The sequence below is a fragment of the Rhizobacter sp. P3_C12 genome (genome assembly GCF_056402735.1).
The window spans coordinates 1-1,676 of sequence record NZ_JBFUGW010000549.1; the positions used below are offsets into that span (position 1 = coordinate 1).

Below are 1,676 nucleotides of genomic sequence, written 5' to 3' on the forward strand. Positions count from 1 at the left end.
GCTGAAGCTGCCAAGCCGGCTGCATCGGCTGCCAAGGCCGAGAAGAAGGCCGAGAAGGCTGAAGCCAAGAAGGCCGAAAAGAGCGAAAAGGCTGCTTCGGCTGCCAAGTGATTCGGGAGGAGCCGGGTTCACGCCCGCTTCGCTGAATTGAATGAGGAACGCCCGGCCTGTGCCGGGCGTTTTTCTTGGGTGCTCGCTACACTGCCCGACCATGAAGATCCCAGCCACCCGCCTGTCCACGCTGCTTGCCCTCGGCCTGGTCGTCACGGCCGCCGTCGCGCAGGACGCGCCGCAGCAGCTGCCGGCCATCAAGCTCACCGCCGGCATCCACAACATCCAGGCGCAGGTTGCGCAGACGCCGGAGCAGCGCGCCACCGGCCTGATGTTCCGCCCGGCGATGCCCACCAACGACGGCATGCTGTTCGCGTTCGAAGACGCCGGCGTGCAGTGCTTCTGGATGAAGAACACGCTGCTGCCGCTGTCAGCCGCCTTCGTCGCCGACGACGGCACCGTCGTCAACATCGAGGACATGAAGCCGCAGACGCTCGACTCGCACTGCTCGAAGAAGCCGGTGCGCTTCGTGCTCGAGATGAACCAGGGCTGGTTCGCCAGGCGTGGCATCAAGGCCGGCGACAAGCTCTCGGGGACGCCGTTCGGGCGCTGAGTCCCCACGCATCTCYGCGCATCACCGCATGAAAAAAGCCGGTCCAGGGACCGGCTTTTTGCTGAGCGACGAACGCTCGTTCAGACGAAGTTCTTCTCGGCGAAGTCCCAGTTGACCAGCGAGGTCAGGAAGGTCTCGACGAACTTCGGGCGCAGGTTGCGGTAGTCGATGTAGTAGGCATGCTCCCACACGTCGATCGTCAGCAGTGCCTTGTCGGCGGTGGTCAGCGGAGTGCCGGCAGCGCCCATGTTGACGATGTCGACGCTGCCGTCGGCCTTCTTCACGAGCCAGGTCCAGCCCGAACCGAAGTTGCCGACGGCGCTCTTCGTGAAGGCTTCCTTGAACGACGCATAGCTGCCGAACTTCGCGGTGATCGCCGCAGCCAGCGCGCCCTTGGGCTCGCCGCCGCCGGCCGGCTTCATGCCGTTCCAGAAGAAGGTGTGGTTCCAGATCTGCGCGGCATTGTTGTAGATGCCACCGGAGGATTTCTTGATGATCTCTTCCAGGCTCAGGGACTCGAACTCGGTGCCCTTCTGCAGGTTGTTCAGGTTCACCACATAGGCGTTGTGGTGCTTGCCGTAGTGGTATTCGAGCGTTTCCTTGCTCAGGTGCGGAGCGAGGGCGTCTTGTGCGTACGGCAGCGGCGGCAGAGTGTGTTCCATGCGAATTCCTTTCGGGTATCGAGTCAGGTGGGGCGCATTGTAGGCAGAGGCGACGCGGGTTGCAGGCGCGCGTCCGATGACGTCACTTGCATCACGTCCACGGTCGCTCGGCCGTCCGACAGCACCGCGCCGAGCCGCTGCCCGACGGCGAGCGCCGCCACGCTGCCCACCGGCGYGCCCTGCCCGTCCTCGAGCCACGCGTAGCCGCGCGCCAGCACCTGGCGCGGGTCGACCGCCTGCAGCCGCGCGGCCAGCGCATCGGCGCGGTGCCCGGCGCCTTCGGTGCGGCGCTGCACGCTGCGCGCGAGCCGCGGCGCGATCGTGTCGAGGCGGTGCGCATCGGACTGCAG

At 65.9% G+C, this 1,676-nt stretch carries 3 protein-coding genes; 1 reads left to right on the forward strand and 2 read right to left on the reverse strand.

Going from position 1 to position 1,676, the window contains the following annotated elements:
- Positions 1 to 211 precede the first annotated feature (211 nt).
- Complete coding sequence (locus tag AC1DXV_RS34365; protein WP_477938013.1) at positions 212 to 664, forward strand: DUF192 domain-containing protein; 453 nt, start codon at positions 212 to 214, stop codon at positions 662 to 664.
- 80 nt (positions 665 to 744) lie between these two features.
- On the opposite strand, the gene AC1DXV_RS34370 is transcribed toward AC1DXV_RS34365, so the two are convergent.
- Both AC1DXV_RS34370 and AC1DXV_RS34375 read right to left on the reverse strand, forming a co-directional pair.
- Positions 745 to 1,326, reverse strand: a complete 582-nt coding sequence (locus AC1DXV_RS34370) for a superoxide dismutase (RefSeq protein WP_047594563.1) — start codon at positions 1,324 to 1,326, stop codon at positions 745 to 747.
- Positions 1,327 to 1,349: 23 nt separating this feature from the next.
- Positions 1,350 to 1,676 (reverse strand): exodeoxyribonuclease VII large subunit (locus tag AC1DXV_RS34375; RefSeq protein ID WP_477938014.1); only part of this gene is annotated, 327 nt, incomplete at its 5' end.

Bases quoted from the DNA above. Each gene is read 5' to 3' on its own strand.
- AC1DXV_RS34365 (WP_477938013.1), top strand. From the start codon at position 212: ATGAAGATCCCAGCCACCCGCCTGTCCACGCTGCTTGCCCTCGGCCTG.
- AC1DXV_RS34370 (WP_047594563.1), bottom strand. From the start codon at position 1,326: ATGGAACACACTCTGCCGCCGCTGCCGTACGCACAAGACGCCCTCGCT.